Source organism: Bartonella taylorii 8TBB (genome assembly GCF_902825155.1).
In the GTDB taxonomy this organism is placed as follows: Bacteria; Pseudomonadota; Alphaproteobacteria; order Rhizobiales; family Rhizobiaceae; genus Bartonella; species Bartonella taylorii_A.
In genome coordinates this window covers 1-437 of the sequence record NZ_CADEAG010000140.1, presented here as the reverse complement: position 1 = coordinate 437, position 437 = coordinate 1, and the positions used below count along the sequence as shown (strand labels likewise).

Here is a 437-nt window from a genome sequence, read left to right as displayed (position 1 = left end):
TGAGGCCATTAAAACTCTAGACACCGCTATTGCCCAGATAAAAAACTTTCAGCAGGACGATTGGAAACTCTTTTATCAGCGTGGTATTGCTTTCGAACGTTTAAAGCAATGGCCAAAAGCAGAAATTGACTTGAGAAAATCGCTTGAATTTTTTCCAAACCAACCGCAGGTTCTTAATTATTTAGCCTATTCCCTTGTAGAACGTGGTGAGAAGCTTGAAGAATCGCTCCGTATGCTGCAAAAAGCTTCTACTTTGCAAGCTCACAACAGTCATATTCACGATTCTATAGGGTGGGCTTATTATAAACTAAAAGAATATAATAAAGCAGTGCAAATATTAGAAAATGGTGTCAGATTACAACCTGAGGACCCAACACAGAATGATCATTTAGGTGATGCCTATTGGAAAGTTGGACGTAAACGTGAAGCAATCTTTC

1 protein-coding gene is annotated in these 437 nt (G+C 38.7%); it reads left to right on the top strand.

The features are described 5' to 3' along the window. A partial coding sequence (locus J7R13_RS09015; RefSeq protein WP_208438323.1) for a tetratricopeptide repeat protein occupies nt 1-437 on the top strand: 437 nt, incomplete at both ends.